At 33.1% G+C, this 17,499-nt stretch carries 21 protein-coding genes; 12 read left to right on the forward strand and 9 right to left on the reverse strand.

The features are described 5' to 3' along the window. Nucleotides 1–9 precede the first annotated feature (9 nt). Nucleotides 10–945 carry a transketolase family protein gene (locus FI695_03395; GenBank protein ID MQG51005.1) on the reverse strand — a complete coding sequence of 312 codons (936 nt, stop codon included), beginning with the start codon at nt 943–945 and terminating at the stop codon, nt 10–12. A gap of 9 nt (nt 946–954) precedes the next feature. After that, nucleotides 955–1,857, reverse strand: coding sequence for a transketolase (locus FI695_03400; GenBank protein MQG51006.1), 903 nt, complete (start codon nt 1,855–1,857; stop codon nt 955–957). Nucleotides 1,858–1,991: 134 nt separating this feature from the next. On the opposite strand from FI695_03400, the gene FI695_03405 reads away from it, so the two are divergent. The 12 genes from FI695_03405 (at nt 1,992) to FI695_03460 (ending at nt 13,308) form a co-directional block, all read left to right on the forward strand. Beyond that, a complete protein-coding gene (locus tag FI695_03405) occupies nt 1,992–3,230 on the forward strand; it encodes an MFS transporter (GenBank protein ID MQG51007.1) in 1,239 nt (412 codons plus the stop codon). A 2-nt stretch (nt 3,231–3,232) separates the two neighbouring features. Then, nucleotides 3,233–4,096 (forward strand): hypothetical protein, encoded by an 864-nt coding sequence (locus FI695_03410; protein ID MQG51008.1) that lies wholly within the window; start codon nt 3,233–3,235, stop codon nt 4,094–4,096. A 150-nt stretch (nt 4,097–4,246) separates the two neighbouring features. Continuing rightward, the gene (locus tag FI695_03415; GenBank protein ID MQG51009.1) at nt 4,247–4,468 is read left to right on the forward strand and encodes a hypothetical protein; all 222 of its coding nucleotides are present in this window, start codon (nt 4,247–4,249) and stop codon (nt 4,466–4,468) included. A gap of 39 nt (nt 4,469–4,507) precedes the next feature. Further along, nucleotides 4,508–5,401 (forward strand): sortase, encoded by an 894-nt coding sequence (locus tag FI695_03420; protein ID MQG51010.1) that lies wholly within the window; start codon nt 4,508–4,510, stop codon nt 5,399–5,401. 321 nt (nt 5,402–5,722) lie between these two features. After that, complete coding sequence (gene trpS / locus FI695_03425; GenBank protein MQG51011.1) at nt 5,723–6,727, forward strand: tryptophan--tRNA ligase; 1,005 nt, start codon at nt 5,723–5,725, stop codon at nt 6,725–6,727. Next, the gene (trpE, locus tag FI695_03430; protein ID MQG51012.1) at nt 6,708–8,171 is read left to right on the forward strand and encodes an anthranilate synthase component I; all 1,464 of its coding nucleotides are present in this window, start codon (nt 6,708–6,710) and stop codon (nt 8,169–8,171) included. The genes trpS and trpE overlap by 20 nt, the downstream gene beginning before the upstream one ends. Nucleotides 8,172–8,196: 25 nt before the next feature. Beyond that, nucleotides 8,197–8,766 (forward strand): aminodeoxychorismate/anthranilate synthase component II, encoded by a 570-nt coding sequence (locus FI695_03435; GenBank protein ID MQG51013.1) that lies wholly within the window; start codon nt 8,197–8,199, stop codon nt 8,764–8,766. A 21-nt stretch (nt 8,767–8,787) separates the two neighbouring features. After that, the gene (gene trpD, locus FI695_03440) at nt 8,788–9,804 is read left to right on the forward strand and encodes an anthranilate phosphoribosyltransferase (GenBank protein ID MQG51014.1); all 1,017 of its coding nucleotides are present in this window, start codon (nt 8,788–8,790) and stop codon (nt 9,802–9,804) included. Nucleotides 9,805–9,810: 6 nt separating this feature from the next. Then, nucleotides 9,811–10,617, forward strand: a complete 807-nt coding sequence (trpC, locus tag FI695_03445) for an indole-3-glycerol phosphate synthase TrpC (GenBank protein ID MQG51015.1) — start codon at nt 9,811–9,813, stop codon at nt 10,615–10,617. Next, nucleotides 10,607–11,248 (forward strand): phosphoribosylanthranilate isomerase, encoded by a 642-nt coding sequence (locus FI695_03450; protein MQG51016.1) that lies wholly within the window; start codon nt 10,607–10,609, stop codon nt 11,246–11,248. The genes trpC and FI695_03450 overlap by 11 nt, the downstream gene beginning before the upstream one ends. Next, entirely contained in the window at nt 11,241–12,434 is a 1,194-nt protein-coding gene (trpB, locus tag FI695_03455) for a tryptophan synthase subunit beta (GenBank protein ID MQG51017.1), read from the forward strand. Before FI695_03450 ends, trpB begins: the two co-directional genes overlap by 8 nt. A 184-nt stretch (nt 12,435–12,618) precedes the next feature. Then, entirely contained in the window at nt 12,619–13,308 is a 690-nt protein-coding gene (locus FI695_03460; protein MQG51018.1) for an MBL fold metallo-hydrolase, read from the forward strand. A 38-nt stretch (nt 13,309–13,346) separates the two neighbouring features. Here FI695_03460 and FI695_03465 read toward each other — a convergent pair whose 3' ends face one another. The 7 genes from FI695_03465 to FI695_03495 all read right to left on the reverse strand — a co-directional run bounded on the left by FI695_03465 (nt 13,347) and on the right by FI695_03495 (nt 17,497). After that, nucleotides 13,347–13,781 (reverse strand): dehydratase, encoded by a 435-nt coding sequence (locus FI695_03465; GenBank protein MQG51019.1) that lies wholly within the window; start codon nt 13,779–13,781, stop codon nt 13,347–13,349. Nucleotides 13,782–13,801: 20 nt separating this feature from the next. Further along, nucleotides 13,802–14,257 (reverse strand): MaoC family dehydratase, encoded by a 456-nt coding sequence (locus FI695_03470; GenBank protein MQG51020.1) that lies wholly within the window; start codon nt 14,255–14,257, stop codon nt 13,802–13,804. A gap of 45 nt (nt 14,258–14,302) precedes the next feature. Beyond that, complete coding sequence (locus tag FI695_03475) at nt 14,303–14,893, reverse strand: GNAT family N-acetyltransferase (protein MQG51021.1); 591 nt, start codon at nt 14,891–14,893, stop codon at nt 14,303–14,305. Next, nucleotides 14,893–15,321 carry an NUDIX hydrolase gene (locus FI695_03480; GenBank protein ID MQG51022.1) on the reverse strand — a complete coding sequence of 143 codons (429 nt, stop codon included), beginning with the start codon at nt 15,319–15,321 and terminating at the stop codon, nt 14,893–14,895. The genes FI695_03475 and FI695_03480 overlap by 1 nt, the downstream gene beginning before the upstream one ends. A gap of 24 nt (nt 15,322–15,345) precedes the next feature. Then, nucleotides 15,346–16,242, reverse strand: a complete 897-nt coding sequence (locus FI695_03485) for a hypothetical protein (GenBank protein ID MQG51023.1) — start codon at nt 16,240–16,242, stop codon at nt 15,346–15,348. Nucleotides 16,243–16,372: 130 nt separating this feature from the next. Further along, nucleotides 16,373–17,020, reverse strand: a complete 648-nt coding sequence (gene nth / locus FI695_03490) for an endonuclease III (protein MQG51024.1) — start codon at nt 17,018–17,020, stop codon at nt 16,373–16,375. An 18-nt stretch (nt 17,021–17,038) separates the two neighbouring features. Further along, nucleotides 17,039–17,497, reverse strand: coding sequence for an EVE domain-containing protein (locus FI695_03495; GenBank protein MQG51025.1), 459 nt, complete (start codon nt 17,495–17,497; stop codon nt 17,039–17,041). Nucleotides 17,498–17,499 lie beyond the last annotated feature (2 nt).

Below are 17,499 nucleotides of genomic sequence, written 5' to 3' on the forward strand. Positions count from 1 at the left end.
CTTTTTTAACTAAGATTTTCTTTGCAAAACTTTCTGTACAGCGTTTTCAATACTTGCTGCAGTTAAGTTGTATTTTTGTAAAAGTTCGGAGGATTCTCCTGATTCTCCATAGCTTGTTAGAGCAACAGGCTCGATTGGTATTGGATAGTTAGAAGTAATTAGTTGTGACACGAGGCTATTTAATCCTCCACGTATATAATGTTCTTCTGCGGTAACAAAAGCTCCTGTTTTGTGAGCTTGATTTAAAATAGTATTAGTATCAAGCGGGGACAAATTTGACAGATTAATTACAGAGCAGTCTATACCAGATCTCAGTAAATTATCTTTTGCTTCTAATGCAGCAGAAACCATTATGCCACATGCAAGTATTGTTGCATCCTTACCATCATGTAAAATTTCTGCTTTTCCTAATTCAAATTTGTAATTATCATCGTGGATTATCGGTGATGATGCTCTAGATGTACGAATATAAAAGGGGCCAGGAGTTTCTATAGCAGTTTTTATTGCCTGTGCTGCTTCAGGGCCGTCAGAGGGTATAATTACATTGAACCCAGGTAGAGTACACATTAAACCTATATCCTCGATAGATTGTGCAGAACTTCCATCTTCTCCCACAGTTAGACCCGCATGGCTACATACAATTTTTACATTTGCGTGTGGCTGGGCAATTTGCATTCTAATTTGATCAAATGGTCTGCCAGTGCCAAAAACTGCAAAAGTGGTAGCAACAGCTATTTTCCCACAGGAAGCAAGTCCTGCTGCAACACTCATAATGTTTTGTTCAGCGGGACCAAAATCAAAAAAACGGTCAGGAAATTCATGGCCAAATAGATGAGCAAATGTTGAAACATTTAAATCCCCTCCGACAACAACAATATCGTTATTTTTGTGGCCTAGTTCGAGTAATGCTTTACCAAATGCTTCTCTTGTTGCAATTGACTCCATAATATCCCCTTAATAATTTTCAGATAATTTTGATAGTAATGAGTCTGAAATATTCATTTGTTTACCAGCTTCTAAAACTGATTTTTTTGAAAATTTGAGTTCGTGTAGAGCATCTATTAATTGTTCAACAGATGGGGCTTTACCATGGAACCCAGGATTATTTTCCATAAAACTTACACCTTTACCTTTGACTGTGTCGGCGATTATTACAGTTGGCTTATTAGTGTCAGAAATAGCTTTTTTAAAACTCGATTCTAGTGATTTAGTACTATGTCCATTACATCTAATTACACTCCAGCCAAATGAACTCCATTTATTTCCGAGAGGTTCTAATGAAGAAACTTCATCTGTAAATCTATCATTTTGTATTTTATTTCTATCTACAATTGCTGTGAGTTTAGATAGGTTGTAATGTGATGCAGACATTGCTGCTTCCCAAATTTGCCCTTCTTCACATTCGCCGTCGCCTAATAATACATATGTGTTGTATTTTAGATTGTCAATTTTTTCGGCTAATGCTATCCCTACACCGAATGACAACCCTTGTCCAAGAGATCCGGCAGACATTTCGACTCCTGGTGTACCAATATGCGTATGGCCTTGTAAATGACTTCCTAATTTTCTAAAACCGCCCAAATCACTTCTAGGGAAAAAACCTTTGTTTGAGAGAACTGCATACATGCCAGGGCTTGCATGTCCTTTACTTAATATAAACCGATCTCTATTTTTATCATTTGGGTTTCTTGGATCAATATTAAGTATTGAATTATACAAGGTAATCAGGATTTCTAATTCTGAAAGAGAACCTCCTGCATGGCCGCTATTAACGTTGGTTATCATCATTAATATGTCGCGCCGCAAATTTGAGGATACTTTTTTTAAATCAACATTTTGGTTATTGTTATTTGTCATGGAATGTTGCTCCTTACATCAGCCCAGATATTATAACAATCATTTTTTTAATGTTCTACTAATTATGTTGTAAATTTAATGATTTATAGTTTACTATTAGCGCCAAAGTTTATACTTATTGAGATGAATGTGATTTGAATTTTCATAAAAATATCTTTTATGGTTGGTACGTTGCATTTGCAGCTTTTCTACTCGGAAGTCTTTCATATGGTTTTGGAGTTGTAAGTTTTGGCGTGTTTTTAGGCGCGATGACAACAAGTTTGGGATGGAGCTCTGGATTACTTTCTGGTATATATGTTGCTGGTAGGTTATTAGGTTTATTAGTTAATCCAATTGTTGGTTTTACTCTAGATAAACATGGCCCCAAAAAAATCATATTTTTAGGAGTTATTTTAGTATTTTTAGGTTCAATATTTGTATTTTATACTACGAACTTCTGGTTTTTTTTCATTATTTATTCATTATTTATTAGCGTGGGTTTTATTTGCTTGGGGCATACTGTTTCTGACAGTACTGTTTCTAAATGGTTTATAACAAAACGTAACAGAGCTATGGCTATTTCTACTATGGGTTTATCGTTTGGTGGAATCGTAATACCTATACCTGTTTCACTTGTTATAGAACAATATGGTTGGCAGTCTGGATGGTTAGTAGTTGGTGTTAGTGTTTTAATCTTAGGTTCTTTTGCAGGATTCATTATGTATAAGGACCCTGAATCTATTGGTCTTTTACCTGACGGTAAAAATGCTAATTCTTTAAAAAACACACAAGATAACACAGGTATCTCTGAAGAAATAAACTTTTCATTAACTGATTCAGCTAAACATCGTGCCTTTTGGTATATTGCAATCGGTACTACTTTAGCTGGAACTGCTATTAATGGAGTAAATATCCATTTAATCTCTTATTTATATCATTTTGGTTTAACATTAAGTCAGTCTGCGATATTACTCAGTTCATTATATTTTATATCAACTATAGCTAAGCCAATGTGGGCTGTAATAAATGAAAAACTACCTACTAGATATTGTTTATCATTATGTTATTTAGGTGGAGGTATTGGTCTTTTATTATTATTAATAGCTAATACAATTGCAGGTATAATTGTATTTGTTTTTGTTTATGGTTTAACTAGAGGTGCGCAATCATTTATGTCTGCTCTAATTTGGCCAGATTATTTTGGAAGAGAACATATAGGTTCAATTAGAGGGACTGTTACAAGTATGGGAATAATAGCATCGGCTGGAGGGCCTTTGTTGGCAGGAGTGTTATTTGATGTTTTCGGGTCTTATAATATTCCGTTTCTAATATTTGTTATATTTTTTTTCATCTCAAGTTTTTTTATATTAATAGCTAAAAAGCCAACTATTTAGGGATGATAATGAATTCTTCAATTATTGTAGATAGCCATACACATATTCTTCCATCATATGTTGATACCAAAAGAGAAAGATTTTTAGATACAGACAAGACTTTTAAGGAGTTGTTCAGTAATGGCGAAAAAATTGCCAAGGTCGAAGAATTAATAAATAGTATGGATCAAAATAATATTGATACCTCTATAGTGCTCGGTTTTGGATGGAATGACATTGAACTTGCTCGTCGTTGTAATGAATATATAATCGAATCATATATTAAATACCCTAAGAGAATTATACCATTTTGTTCTGTAAATCCTAATTGGGGAGACTATGCTATAGATCAAATATCTGAATATTTACCATATGGTTTAGCAGGTATTGGAGAATTGCATCCATCCTCACAAGAATTTAATTTGGATGATCCTAAATTAGCTCCTTTTTGGGATACATTAATCAAATATAAATTGCCATTAACATTGCATGCATCTGAACCTGTTGGCCATAGTTACACAGGTAAAGGAGACGTTTCTCTGTTGAAATTAACGGATTTTATCACAAATAATCCACAGTTAAAAATTATATGCGCTCATTGGGGAGGAGGGTTGTTATTTTATAATTTGATGCCAGAAATCCATTCAATTTTAACGAATACTTATTTCGATACTGCTACTTCAAATTATTTGTATGATGATTCTATTTTTTCTATAGGGCCACAATTAATAACACCAGATAAGATTATTTTTGGATCAGATTATCCTATTATTACCCAAAAGAAAGTTTTAAAAAGTTTGGTTTCGAAAATTAAAGATAAGACCATACAAGAGAATATATTAGGAAGAAATATAAAAAATATACTGAAAAACATAAATAAGATATAAGATATATCTATAAAAACCAATCAAAATTTCGATTAATGTTGGTAATGTTCTACTATTTTTAGTAAAATCGTTGACTTTTTGTAGACTATCAACTACTATTTGTTTAATGTAGATATTTGTCTGCAGCTAGATGAGTGTGGAGGAAAAATTATGTTAAACACAGAAGCACAACCTTTCCCTAAGTGTCCTCAATGTGATGGAGTATTAGTACCATTATCTGACTTTGGTAGCCAAGGGGCTTCAATACTGTATAAAGCATGGGTTTGTACATCAGTTCCAAATTGCAATATGAATATTAAGATTAGGAATGGCGATGTTATAATTAATGAGCCAATAATGGATGGTTCTGGATACGCCCCACGAGCTAGATAAAATTATCATATCTATTAATTAATACTGTATAATTACAGTATGAATTCTTTATTTAATTTTGCCAGCAGATATAAATCTCGTAGTATATTGTTATATACTTTGTTATTTATGGGTTTATTTTTGGTTTTTATTACAATTGTTTTTTTGATTTATCGTTCTCAAGCAAGTATTCAATTGTCCAAATTAAATTACGATACTACAATTTCTGAAAATAATTTATCAAATACAACTCCTTCTGAAGTAACAACTAAAAACCCGGTAACTACTTTGCCTATCGATCCTAATGGATTACCAGAATCTAATTCTCTTATTCAGTATAACTCTCCCTCGCAATATAGTATGTTTCCTTCAAAAGCTTCTCCAACCAATTGGGATTTATACTTGGGAAAAGAAGCATTATCTCTTCCGAAAGATAATATTGATTTGGAATATTATGATAAATGGACTTCATTTTATCTAGACAAAAAATTTCTTGTTGACGGGATATCGAAATTGAACAAAATTTATATTCCATCTATATCTGTTGATTCACCTCTTGAAGGGTTGGAAATAAAGGATGTTGGTAATTCTAAGGAGTATGAAACTCCAGATAAAATTGTTGGTTATATTCCTTCAACAATACAATCGGACAAAAAGAATATATGGTTTTTTGGTCATTTGGAAAGCCCTTTACATAGAGAAGGGTCTGTATTTAATAAACTTCCTGAAATACCAGATCTATTAAGAGCTGGTGAAGATGTATTTGTATATTTTGATGACGAATTCTTTATGTATAAATATAAAGTAATTTCTTCTTTAGTTATCCACGAAGATGAGTTGAATTTATATGACTCAGATAGATATTCGTTGACTTTAGTAACATGTGTTCCTAAATGGGTATATGACCATAGATTAGTTCTAACTGCAGAATTATATTCATATGCTGTAAAATGATATTTATTTTCTTAACTTGACACTCTATATATCTAAACCTATACTTCAGATAAAATTGAATAACTAAATGCAATGAAGAGGATTAGTACATTTTTGGCTAGGTACAGAGAGCTGGAGTTGCTGAGAACCAGCACCAAAAGCGAGGATGGAATGGACCTTGGAGCAGTACTTCAGAACATTACAGTATGAAGTATCGGTTAAGCACCGTTATAAGCTTGATTAATCTGATTGATCAATGAGTGGCTATATAAGCAATTAGGGTGGCAACGCGGTTTCCCGTCCCTTGTAAAGGGGATGGGATTTTTTTATGAAAGAGAGAATATGAAAAAGAGAATTTTAACTGGTATAAGACCAACAGGAAAGTTACATTTAGGACATTATGTGGGAGCCTTGGAAAATTGGATTCGCCTTCAAGAAGAGTACGATTGTTTTTTTCTCATCGCTGATTATCAAGCATTAGGTGACCATATTGATGAAATGGAGAACATAAAAATAGCAGTTCGCGACGTAGTTTTAGACTGGTTAAGTGTAGGTCTAGATCCAATCAAATCTACATTTGTTGTACAAAGTTATGTTCCGGAGCACGCTGAACTTGCTATGCTTCTTTCAATGCTGACCCCATTAGGAATGCTGGAACGAAACCCCACATTAAAATCAGAAAGAGAAAGAATATCAAATACAAGCTTATCAGTTGGGTTTTATACTTACCCAGTAAGTCAAGTTGCTGATATTCTTCTTCCTAAAGCTGATTTGGTCCCAGTTGGAGAAGATCAGTTGCCACATATTGAAATGACGAGAGAGATTGCTAGAAGGTTTAATAATAGATATGGAAATGTTTTTCCTGAGCCTGATAGTTTAGTTGGGCGAGTATCTCGTTTGTTGGGCACAGACGGACAATCTAAAATGAGTAAAAGTATAGGAAATGTTATTTATTTATCTGACGATCCTGATACTGTAAGTAAAAAAATTATGTCTATGTATACTGATCCTACTAGATTAAGAGCCACTGATCCAGGTCATGTTGAAGGGAATCCTGTCTTTCAATATCATGATGCTTTTAATACTGATACAGCAGAAGTTAATGATCTTAAGGATCGTTATTTACAAGGTAAAGTGGGAGATGTTGAAGTTAAACAAAAACTCATATTGGCGATTAACAAATTTCTAGATCCAATAAGAGAAAGACGCTCCAAGTATGAAAATGATATAAATTTTGTTGATGAATGTATCAATGAGGGTTCAGCAAAAGGTAAAATAACTGCTGCAAAAACTATGTCGGAAGTTCGAGAAAAAATGGGTTTAAATTATGTATCATCCAACAATTGAAAGTGTAAAAAATATAGCAAATCAAGGTTATAATTTGATTCCGATATATCGTGAAATCAATGCTGATCTTGATACTCCGGTTTCTGTATATTTAAAAATTGCAAGAGATAAATATTCCTTTTTATTAGAAAGTGTTGAAGGTGGGGAACGACAAGCTCGTTTTAGTTTTATTGGTTGTGACCCATACAAAGTTATTGAAACAGGGAAGGGAACAGATAATGGCGAAGTTGACCCTTTAAATTTGATTGAATCTGAATTAGGGCAATATAATGCCTATCCATCAGAAGATTTACCTCGATTTTTAGGCGGGGCAGTTGGTTACTTGTCTTATGATACTATACGTTATTTTGAACCAAGAATTAATTTGCCAGATTTCGATCCCATTGGTATACCTGAGTCAATATTGCTGTTAACAGATACTGTTATTGTTTTTGACCATATAAGACATGTTATTAAAGTTGTTTCACATGTTAGAACTGAAGGGGATATTCAAGAAAATTATAATGAAGCTGTAAACAAAATTGAAGTAATTATAAAAGATTTGTCTAAGTCGCTATCAGTTTATAATGATAATCATGATAAAAATCTTCAATTTGTCTCAGAAACAAAAGTTAATTTTGAATTACCAGAATATTCTAAAATTATTGAAAAATGTAGAGATTATATTATAGCTGGCGATGTGATTCAGGTTGTAGTTTCTAAAAGGACTTCCAAAACAACACAAGCTCATCCTTTCAATATTTATCGATCATTGCGAAAATTAAATCCTTCACCATATATGTATTATCTTAATTTCGGTGAATTCAATATAATTGGAGCCTCCCCAGAGGCTTTAGTTAGAGTAGAAGATAGATATATCTATAGTTACCCATTAGCTGGAACAAGCCCTCGAGGTGATACGAAGGAACAAGACAATGAATTAGAAAAGAAGCTATTAGCAGATCAAAAAGAGAGAGCTGAACATATTATGTTAGTAGATTTAGCTCGTAACGATGTTGGAAGAGTAGCCCAAACAGGTTCTGTAGAGGTAGTAGACTTGATGAGAATAGTTAAATATTCTCATGTTATGCATATTGAATCAGAAGTTAGAGGAATATTAAGAGACGATTGTACGATTTATGATGCTCTTCGGTCTTGTCTCCCTGCGGGAACACTATCTGGAGCCCCCAAAGTTAGGGCAATGGAAATTATATATGAAATGGAAAATGCAAAACGTGGCCCATATGGTGGGGCAATTGGATATTTTAGTTTTAATGGGAATATGGATACTGCAATACCAATTCGAACAATAGTATATAAGGATAATACTGCATATATCCAAGCTGGTGGTGGAATAGTTTTTGATAGTGAACCTGAATCAGAATATCAAGAAACTATCAATAAAGCCTCTGCCCCCTTAAGAGCAATTGAACACGCTGATGAATTTGATCAATATACAAATTAATTATCCATTGTTGGAGATATAAATCATGATAGCTTTAATTGATAACTATGATAGCTTTACATACAACTTATACCAATACATATTGGAGATAAGGCCTGATGTTCAAGTTTTCAGAAATGATAAAGTTTCTTTAGAAGATATAATTGAATTAGATCCTTCTCATCTCATCATATCTCCTGGCCCATGTACCCCGTTAGAAGCAGGTGTTTCTGTGGATATTATACAAGAATTATCACAACATATTCCTACCCTTGGTGTATGTTTAGGACATCAATGTATCGGTCATGTATTTGGGGCCAAGGTGTCTTATGCCGGAGAAATAAAACATGGTAAAACTTCTGCAATTCACCATGATGGAAATGGTCTTTTTAATGGCATTCCTTCACCTTTTCAAGGAATAAGATACCATTCACTTGCTGTGGAAAAAGATACAATACCAGAAGAATTAGTCGTTACTGCTTGGACAGAGAATGATTTAGTTATGGGGTTACGCCACAAAAAATATCCTATTGAAGGAGTGCAGTTTCATCCAGAATCAATAATGACTGAATATGGTAAACAGATCATAAATAATTTTTTTGAAAAATATAAATGATTTAGTTAATGGAGAATAAATATGTTGAATAATAGTATAGAAAAACTCATCCTAGGCAAAGATTTAAGTATTGAAGAATCTAAAACTAGCATGGATTTTATAATGGATGGGCAGGCTACTTCATCTCAAATCGCTGCTTTTTTAGTTTCTCTTAGAATCAAAGGGGAAACTGTAGAAGAAATAACAGGGATGGCTACATCTATGCGTAATAATTCTTTAACAGTTCCAAATTCATCTTATTTAGTTGACACCTGTGGAACTGGAGGTGATGGATTTGGTACAATTAATGCTTCAACTATTTCGGCGATAATAGCTGCATCTGGAGGGGTTAAAGTAGCGAAACATGGTAATAGAGCCGCTTCTAGTAAAAGTGGTAGCGCAGATGTTTTAGAAGGTCTCGGTGTAGTTATTGATTTGTCTCCTGATTTAGTAGCACGATCAATAGAAAAAACAAACTTTGGATTTATGTTTGCTCAAACTTTTCATCCTGCAATGAGACATGTTGGTCCAACTAGAAGAGAACTCGGTATAAGAACAGTGTTTAATTTTTTGGGGCCATTAACTAATCCTGCAAAAGCAAATGCTCAAGTCCTTGGGGTTTCTGATCCATCGATTGGAGTTAAAATGGCAAATGTACTCAAATCCTTTAATATTGAACACGCTTTAATAGTCCATGGTTTAGAGGGTTTAGATGAAATTTCTGTGTGTGGGCCTACTCAAATTTGGGAAGTTACAAAAGAAGGAATAAAAGATTATCAAGTTACTCCCGAAGAATTTGGAATGAAACGATACGACATTAAAGACCTTTTAGGGGGGGAAATTAATGACAATGTAAACATGTTTCGAGAAATAATTCAAGGCAATGGATCAGCTGTGGACTTTGTAGTTTTAAATGCTGCTTCAGTTTTATATGTTGGTAATAAAGTCGAATCTATTTCTGAAGGTGTTAACTTAGCCAGAGAGTTAATCGTAGACGGATTGGTAGTTTCAAAATTGGAAGAGATAATAGAAACAACTCAAAGTTTAAAATCTTTATAGGGATAGATGATGGAAAAACCTTCTATATTAGAGAATATTATATTAGCCAAGGAAAAATATTTAGATAATCAGAAGCAAATTACTCCCATTGAATTGCTAATTCGAGATATTGAGCAAAATAATATCCCCAAAAACTTTTCAGGTTCACTTATGGGTGATAGTGTTATGCTTATTGCAGAAATGAAGAAAGCTTCACCTTCAAAAGGGATTATTTCTGAAAAATATGATCCTAAAGAAATAGCATTAAAATATTCAGAAGCTAATGTGGCAGCTATATCCATTTTAACAGATATAGATTTTTTTCAAGGGGATATTTCTCATCTTTCTGATGTTAGCTCTCTGCTAAAAACAACTAGTATTCCAATATTCCGCAAAGATTTTATCATCGACGAATATCAGATTTACGAATCTAGAAAGCATGGTGCTGACTCTTTGTTACTAATGGTGTCTGTTTTGGACCCATTCAAGTTGAAGGAATTAATTGAATTATGCAATCAATTATGGATACAGCCTCTAGTGGAAATTCATAATAAAGAAGAATTACAAATAGCTTTAGACTCAGGTGCAGATATTATAGGTATAAATCATAGAAATCTACATGATTTTTCAATGGATATGAATTTAGTTGAAAAATTAATGCCAAAAATCCCTAACGGGAAAATTGTAATTGCGGAGAGTGGTATTGATTCTTATGAGGATATTAAAAGAATGAAAAGTTTAGGTGTAAATGCTGTTTTAGTAGGGGAATCTATTATGCGTGCTAAAAATATAAGTATGAAGATTAATGAAATGATGGGAATAAATGAAAGTTAAAATTTGCGGTGTAAGAGATGTAAAATCTGCTTTAGTTTGCGAAAGTTTCTCTGCTGATTTTATTGGCCTGAATTTTGTTCCTAATGTACATAGAGAAATTGATATTGCATCAGCAATTGAAATTTCAAATTCTATGACCTTCATAAATAAAGTGGGAGTATTTGCTGACCAACCTATAGAGTACGTTATATCCATAATTAATCAATGTGGTTTAGATTATGCTCAATTAAGTGGTAATGAAAGCCTAGAATATTGTATGCAGGTGGGGCTACCAATTATCAAATCACTTAAAATAGATACAAATTCAAATATTAAAACTATTAAGAGAAAGATTTTTCCAATAATAGATAGTTTAATAAACAACAATGTGATACCGCTTATAGAATCATCTGTTCCTGGTTTTTATGGGGGGACTGGTACACAAATATCTTTAGATATTGCTAAAGAAATTGCAGAAAACTTTGATATAATTCTTGCTGGTGGATTAACACCATTAAATGTCAAAAGTATGGTAGATTATATTAACCCTTGGGGTGTGGATGTTGCTAGTGGTGTCGAATCTGAGAAAAAGCAAACTCCAGATAAAATTATACAATTTATTTCAAATGCAAAGAATGGTGATAATGAATAAGGATTCTAAAATATTATGGCCAAATGATAAAGGTAGGTTTGGAGAGTTTGGAGGTAGATATGTACCTGAAACACTTATTCCAGCTCTTGATGAATTACTTGAATCATATGAAAAAATTAAAACAGATAAGGGTTTTATCAAAGAGTTTTCTACATTATTAGAATATTTTGTTGGTCGACCAACTCCTTTGTATTTTGCTGAAAATCTAACCAAATATTTTAAAGGACCAAAAATATATCTAAAAAGAGAAGATCTATCTCATACTGGCGCCCATAAAATCAACAATGCAATAGGTCAGGCACTTCTAGCAAAAAAAATGGGAAAAACTCGTATAATCGCTGAGACTGGGGCTGGTCAACACGGAGTCGCAACAGCTACTGTTTGTGCGAAATTAGGTTTAGAATGCCATGTTTACATGGGATCTATAGATATTGAAAGGCAAAATCCAAATGTTCGTAGAATGGAATTATTAGGGGCAAATATTATTTCAGTCAGTAGTGGAACCAAAACCCTCAAAGACGCTATAAATGAAGCAATACGAGATTGGGTTAGTAATGTAGATACCACACACTATTTAATTGGAAGTGCTATAGGCCCACATCCATATCCTGTTATCGTTCGTGATTTCCAGTCAGTAATTGGAGCAGAAGTCAGAGAGCAAAGTCTAAAACAATTAGGAACATTACCAAGTGCAGTTATAGCGTGTGTAGGAGGTGGCAGTAATGCAATTGGTATATTTTACCCTTTTATCAATGATTTAGATGTTAAATTAATTGGTGTTGAAGCTGGAGGTAAAGGTGAAAATACTGACGCTACTGCCGCAACATTAGTTAAAGGAACACCAGGGGTACTCCATGGGACATATACTTATTTATTACAGGATAATTATGGACAAATTCAAGAAACTCATAGCGTTTCAGCAGGTTTAGATTATCCGGGAGTAGGACCAGAACATGCATATTTGAAAGATACAGAACGAGCTAAATACGTTTCGGCTGATGATCAAATGGCTATTGATGGATTCAAACTATTGTGTTCAACCGAAGGCATTATCCCTGCGTTAGAACCTGCACATGTTATAGGATATTTACCTCACATTATCAAGGATTTCTCATCCAAAGATATTATGGTTATAGGTCTAAGTGGTAGGGGGGATAAGGACCTCGATACTGTTTTATCTTTATAAACATTCCCTTATCTTATAGCTTTTTCTTATTGAATTATTTCAACTATGTTTAATTTATGAGTTTATTTTGCAAATCTTAGGAATGATTCTTATTCTCAATTATAATTGACATTTACAATGAAGATTGGTAATTAATGAGACAACTTTATATGAAAATCCTTAAAGTGGAGGAGAAGGAGTACATATGTCTAGTAATGCAACAATTGGTCAAGTAGAAGTTACTCGATACATTCAATCAACCGTTAAATTTAACTCAGGGAATACTACAATTTGGGTCGATCCATTTGGTTTAAACGATGATCTTATTGGAGGGGATAAAGCTGATATTATACTTTTAACTCATGAACATGGTGACCACTTTAATTTAGATGCCATTAATGCTGTTTCTAAAGAAGGTACTATCTTGGTTTGTAACAATAGTGGTATTGAGCAAAAAATTAGAGGGAATGTTAGTAGTGAATTGATAGTTATGAAAGAAGGTGATAAAAATCTTGTCTCTGGAATAAATGTTGAGGCTGTTGCAGGGTACAATGATTTCCATCCACGCAATAATGGCCATGATAGTTTTAATATTGGGTTTATATTTGAATTTGGTGGAGCTAGAATATTAAATGCTGGAGATACTGATTTAATTGAAGAATTTGCTGCAATGTCACCATTAGATTTAGCATTACTACCAATCGGAAACGCTGGTTATACTATGGATGAGGCTGACGCTGCTAAGGCGGTAAATGAAATGTTAAAGCCTGGAGCTGTTATTCCAGTACATTATGGATTTGCTACTGGAGGAGATCCAGAGAAATTCAAGTCATTAATTAATTCTGGAATTAATGTAGAAATATTAGATCCATTAAATCCAATGAAAGCAGGATAAATCAACTAAAAAGAGCCATAAATTTATGGCTCTTTTTTTTAATCTCTAATTGGAAGTTCTACTGTTGCTGTACCAGGTGTAGTCTTGTCACCCTTACTATTTTCTAACCATATATCACAGTCTAAAAGATGATGATTTCCATCTTTGTATTTTTTTGTCACAATACCTTTACAAATCAAGTCCTCATTTGGTACATCCATGGCTCTATACTGGCAACTTAGTTTTCTTAACATTCCTGTTTCACCAATCCAGTCAGTCATTAATTGTCCTAACCAAGCATTTTTTAATGCTCCGTGTATTATTATTCCTGGAAGGTTGTTATTTTTTGCAAATTCTACGTCATAATGAATTTGATAAAAATCTCCAGATGCTCCAGCGTATTTTACTAAAAGTTGGCTACTAGCATTTTTAGGGAGCGGTGTAACTTCAGAAGCTTCTTCAACATCATCCCAGTATAAAGTTTCTTTTGACATAATTATTCTCCTTAATTGTTTTAGTAACTAATACCGTTAGTTTTTTGCGTGGCTACAATTTGACCTAATTGATTTTCATATCTTGTCTCTCTTGTAATGATGATCATCTTTCCTAATCGGCCTTCGCGTTCTACTACATCTGCTAATTTAATAGTGACAGTAATTCTATCACCCGGTCGTATGGGTTCGAAAAATTCCCAGTCGCTACCAGCGTCTAAATTCCGTGTAAATGGACTTTCTGCTGTTTCTGGCAATGATCCAGGCCGAAGGGCACGGTAAAAAGTAGGAGGGGCAATAATGCCACCGTATTTTGAATTTCGTGCCTTTATTTCGTCGCTATATATTGGGTTTTCATCACCTATTGCTTCAGCAAATCTTGCTATGTGACCTTTTTCGATTTCATAAGTTATTGGATCAGATTCTACACCAATAGCGTTGCGTAATGATTCAGGGATTATAGTATTTTCATCTGGCATAATTCTTTCCTTAATTCTTTATGTAAAAGTAGTATCAGTCTATACCTACTCTTGGTCGAAATCAACGATTTCATTACCGTGTTTTTCAACTGATTGCATAATCGATGCTCTATTATTTGTCCAGTTATTTTTTTCTAATTCCATATACATGAAGTCGTATCCATATTTCCGTACGGTTTCTATTATAGTAAAACCACACTTTTGGAAAGACTTTTGGGCTCGTGTATTCCATACAAGAGTATGGAGGTATATTTTATACATACCACGATATGTAAACATATGATCTAATAATCCCACCATGCTATCAAACCCATATCCATGATTCCAGTAATCTCTATCTCCAATCATTATTCCTATTTCACATTCTCCCATTAGAGTATTGATGTCATAACACATCATATTTCCAATATGTTTCCCGTCAGTTGTATCAATGGCGAATCTTATAGAATAGGGATTTGAGTAATTTAATTCATACTTATAACCACGAAGGTATTCTTCAAAGGTTTGTTTTATTGGTCTGGATGCATCTAATCTCGATAACTCTTCATCACATCTCCAAGTATAGTCGTCAAGAGCATCTTCTATAGATTTAGGACGTAAAAGTATTTTTCCAGAATTAATTATGCCTGATTCCATTATGTTATACTTTCGCTTTCTATAATCCTGCTCACTATATCTGATTCACTTTCAAAGGTTAAAATAGATTTTGCATATTGTATTTCTATCCATTGTACTGTATCAAATTCATGATCGTGATTTTCCAAATTACCACCAATAATTTCCATAAGGAAAAATGTAACTTCTTTAGGCAAGTATTTTCCTTCTTGTGGCACCAAATATTCAATAGTTCCAATTGATTTTATTATTTTGCATTGTAACCCAGTTTCTTCTAACACTTCTCTTAAAGCAGTATTTTCTAAATTTTCACCATTTTCACTTTTACCTTTAGGTAGTGCGTAAAGATTTGTTTTAGTCCTATGGCATATGATAATTTCTCCGCCATTGTTTTTTCGATATATAACACCACCTGATGCTATAATCTTTTTATTTTGATTGATATCCATACTAGTATATTAAAAATAATGTATTTATGATTCAAGGTTTTCTAATGCTAATTCTAAAGACTCTTGAATTTCTGGCATGTCGTTTGGTAGGCTTAAAAGCATTTTTTTTGCAATAGGCCCTCCAATTATACCTAATGATTCGATAGCACAATTTTGCACTTGGATATCTTCATCATTTAATAATTCTTTTATGTTTGGTAATACTGCTTCATTACCTAATTTACCTAATGCTATAGCTGATTCATATCGGATTTCAGGTGAGTCATTATAGGTTTCAGTGATCACAGTATTTAGCCAGTCAACATTATCAGTTTCTCCCATAGCATATACTGCACTAGAGGTAAGCATTATATTCTGGGAGTTATAGGCTTTTTTGATATAATGATTTATTGATTGGGTGTTAAAACAAGCGGTGGATTCCAGAGTTCTTCTCCATAATTCTGAGTCCATACTGATATTAGCCAAAACAAAATTTATAGAATTTATGATCTTTTCGGAAATACGACCTGATATTTTTCCGTTTTTTATTAGGTAGCAAAAATTTCTGAGTAATTTAGATGCCTCGACCCTGACTGATTCTTCTTTGTCTTCTAATAAAATTTTGGATGCTGCATCACCGATACGATAGTCTTCACATTCCCATAAACCATTAAGAGATTCTTTTCTAATATTTGGGTTTTTGTCGCTTAAAGTAAAATAGAGTATTTCATAGAATTCCAACTCAAAATTTTCTTCTGCGATTTGATTAATTTTCTGAATGAGGTTTAATTTATGCAACTCATTCAAAGATTCCCACCATTTCTGGAATTTATCCATTTCTATTGGGTTAATTCCTGAAAGTTCTGATAAATCATTTTGATCAAATTCTTGTAAAGAGTCTTTGAGAGTATTTAGTTTTAATAGAGTTTCATCAAGTGACATTATTTTATATATATAATTTTTAGGTAATTCTACAAATACATTGAAGTTGATATATATACTAAACAGTACAAAACCCTTGTTGCAATATGATAATAGCTAATTGAATACATTTGATATGTAATTGTATATATTATTTTATGTTTACAAAGGACTTTCTATTTGGGTAACATGTTTTACATATTATGCAAGTATTACCTTTACAACCGCGAGCAGTGCAATACTCCCGCCCATAATAAATAATTTGTAGATGCAATTTGTTCCATGAATCTTTTGGAAATAATAATTTTAAATCTTTTTCAGTTTGTAATACGTTTTTACCATTTGTTAATCCCCATCTTTGAGCAAGTCTATGAATATGAGTATCAATAGGAAAAGCGGGGTGCCCAAAACCTTGGGACATAATAACGCTGGCTGTCTTATGTCCAACACCTGGCAATGATTCTAAGTCTTCAAAACTTTCAGGGACTTTACTATTGTATTTTTCGACTAAGATAAAAGAAAGATCCCATATAGCTTTGGACTTTTTAGGAGCTAATCCACATGGTCGTATGATGCGATATATCTCCTCAACACTTATATTTATCATAGCATCGGGGGTATTAGCTTTGGAAAAAAGTATAGGAGTAACTTGATTTACTCTTTCGTCTGTGCATTGGGCACTTAATAAAACTGCAATAAGTAGCTCATATTTATTCGAGTGTGATAATGGAATAGGGGTTTTAGGATATAATTTGTCGAGATAATTAGAAATGAAAACTACTCTGTCTTTTTTATTCATAATATATTTTTACTTTAATTAAGATTTGAAACTAATGATAATATCCCATTCTTCTTTTGTGACTGGTTGTACTGATAATCTTTGGTTTTTAAAAAGTACCATATTTTCTAATTCTGGAATTTGTTTTAGTTCTTCAACATGTATAGGAGTAGTGAATTTTTCTTTAACTTGAATATCAACCATGTACCAGCGAGGATTATCGGGTGAGCTTTTTACATCAAAGTGTATATCATTTTGATCCCATGCTGTATGGTCTGGGTAAGCCTCTTTTGCTACAGTAACAATTCCTACAATTATTCTTGGTTTTGAATTTGAATAATAGAACAACAGTTCATCACCTAATTGCATTTTTTGCATATTATTTCGTGCTTGATAATTTCTTACACCATCCCATTCAGCTGTTTGATTGGGTTCATTTTCCAAATCCTCAAATGAGTATTCATTTGGTTCTGATTTAATTAACCAGTAATTTTTCACAA

It is taken from the genome of SAR202 cluster bacterium, assembly GCA_009392515.1.
Classification (GTDB): Bacteria; Chloroflexota; Dehalococcoidia; order Lucifugimonadales; family UBA6952; genus UBA6952.